General features: G+C 60.3%; 1 protein-coding gene and 1 pseudogene. One reads left to right on the forward strand and one right to left on the reverse strand.

The window, feature by feature from the left end; translation table 11 throughout:
• Nucleotides 1-1,013, forward strand: a 1,013-nt coding sequence (locus D8V06_RS09870) for a BCCT family transporter (protein ID WP_177434404.1), incomplete at its 5' end; no start/stop codon positions are given.
• Between the two features lie 729 nt (nucleotides 1,014-1,742).
• On the opposite strand, the pseudogene D8V06_RS09875 reads toward D8V06_RS09870, so the two are convergent.
• Nucleotides 1,743-2,050, reverse strand: a pseudogene (locus D8V06_RS09875) (choline ABC transporter ATP-binding protein); the annotation flags it as partial.

The raw sequence follows: 2,050 nt of genomic DNA on the forward strand, positions 1-2,050 counted from the left end.
TGTTCTACTGGGCCTGGTGGATTTCCTGGGCGCCATTCGTAGGCATGTTCATCGCGCGTATTTCCCGTGGGCGTACCGTGCGTGAACTGGTGGCCGGCGTGTTGCTGATTCCGCTGGGCTTCACCCTGGCATGGCTGTCGATCTTCGGTAACTCGGCCCTGGACCTGGTGATGAACCATGGGGCGGTAGAGCTTGGGAAAACGGCGCTGGAACAGCCGTCCATGGCGATCTACCAGTTGCTGGAGCACTACCCGGCGTCGAAGGTTGTGATCGGCGTGTCGATTTTCGTCGGTTTCGTGCTGTTCCTGACCCCGGCGGATTCCGGCGCGGTGATGATGGCGAATCTTTCCTGCAAGGGCGGTAACGTCGACGAAGATGCGCCGCACTGGTTGCGGATCTTCTGGTCGGTAGTGATCACTCTGGTGACCATCGGCCTGTTGTTCGCCGGTAACTTCGAAGCCATGCAAACCATGGTGGTGCTGGCCGGTCTACCGTTCTCGGTGGTGCTGGTGTGCTTCATGTTCGGCCTGCACAAGGCCATGCGCCAGGACGTGCAGATCGAACAGGAGCAAGCGGAGTTGGCCGCGCGCGGTCGCCGTGGCTTCAGCGAGCGCCTGACCCAACTGGACCTGCAGCCGAGCCAGTCGGTGGTCCAGCGTTTCATGGACAAGCATGTGACGCCGGCCTTGCAGGACGCGACCACGCAAATGCGTGCGCAAGGCCTGCAAGTGCAGACGCTGCTGGGCAAGTCCAAGCGTTGCATGGGTGTGCGGGTCGAGATGGAAGAGGGCAATCCGTTTGTCTACGAAGTCAGCCTGGACGGCTATCTGGCAACGCCGACTGAATCGGCCCAGTCTGATGAGGCGCGTCAGCGTTATTACCGCGCAGAGGTGTACCTGCACAACGGCAGCCAGGACTACGACCTGATGGGCTTCACCCAGGAGCAGATCACACGGGACGTACTCGATCAGTTCGAAAGCCATCGGCAGCTGCTTGGCCGGGTCTATAGCTAAGGTGTGAGGCGCTGCGGTGCAATCAATGCAGCGCAGACCTGTGTGGCGAGGGAGCTAGCTCCCGCTCGGCAGCGGAGCAGTCGTAAATCCGGTTCACGGGGTCTGCCTGAACTAGCGCAGTCTCTGGTTATGGGGCCGCTTCGTAGCCCAGCGGGAGCAAGCTCCCTCGCCACAGTTGTCAGTACTCCAAGGTCATGATCGTTCCCACGCAGAGCGTGGGAACGATCAAAAATAGCTAAGGTGTGAGGCGCTGCGGTGCAATCAATGCACCGCAGACCTGTGTGGCGAGGGAGCTAGCTCCCGCTCGGCAGCGAAGCAGTCGTAAATCCGGTTCACGGGGTCTGTCTGAACTATCGCAGTCTCTGGTTATGGGGCCGCTTCGCAGCCCAGCGGGAGCAAGCTCCCTCGCCACAGTTGTCAGTACTCCAAGGTCATGATCGTTCCCACGCAGAGCGTGGGAACGATCAAAAATAGCTAAGGTGTGAGGCGCTGCGGTGCAATCAATGCACCGCAGACCTGTGTGGCGAGGGAGCTTGCTCCCGCTCGGCAGCGGAGCAGTCGTAAATCCGGTTCACGGGGTCTGTCTGAACTAGCGCAGTCTCTGGTTATGGGGCCGCTTCGCAGCCTAGCGGGAGCAAGCTCCCTCGCCACAGTTGTCAGTATTGCAGGTCATTTATCTGTACTAACAAAAACGCCGCGATCTCTCGCGGCGTTTTTGTGTCAGTTGCCTTACCCCAGGTTCTTGCCGAGCAGTGCGTGGTACAGCTCGCTGTCGCCAAGGATGCCGACCACTTTGTTGTTGTCGTGCAAGACCAGCTTGTTGCCCGTTTGATAGCGGATCTGCAGCGCATCACGCATGCCGATATTCGAATCCACCAGCGTCGGTCGGCGACCCAGGCCTTCGACTGCCTGCCCCGGGATCCAGTTCTGCAAGTCCAGCGCCGAGCCGTTCTGGCGAGCCCCCTTGATGGTGTTGCCTTCAGCCAGGTCCAGCCACGAATCGCCGCCCGGATCGAGGCACACCGAACCGTTGATGC

The sequence above is a fragment of the Pseudomonas sp. Sample_24 genome (assembly GCF_004307605.1).
GTDB lineage: Bacteria > Pseudomonadota > Gammaproteobacteria > Pseudomonadales > Pseudomonadaceae > Aquipseudomonas.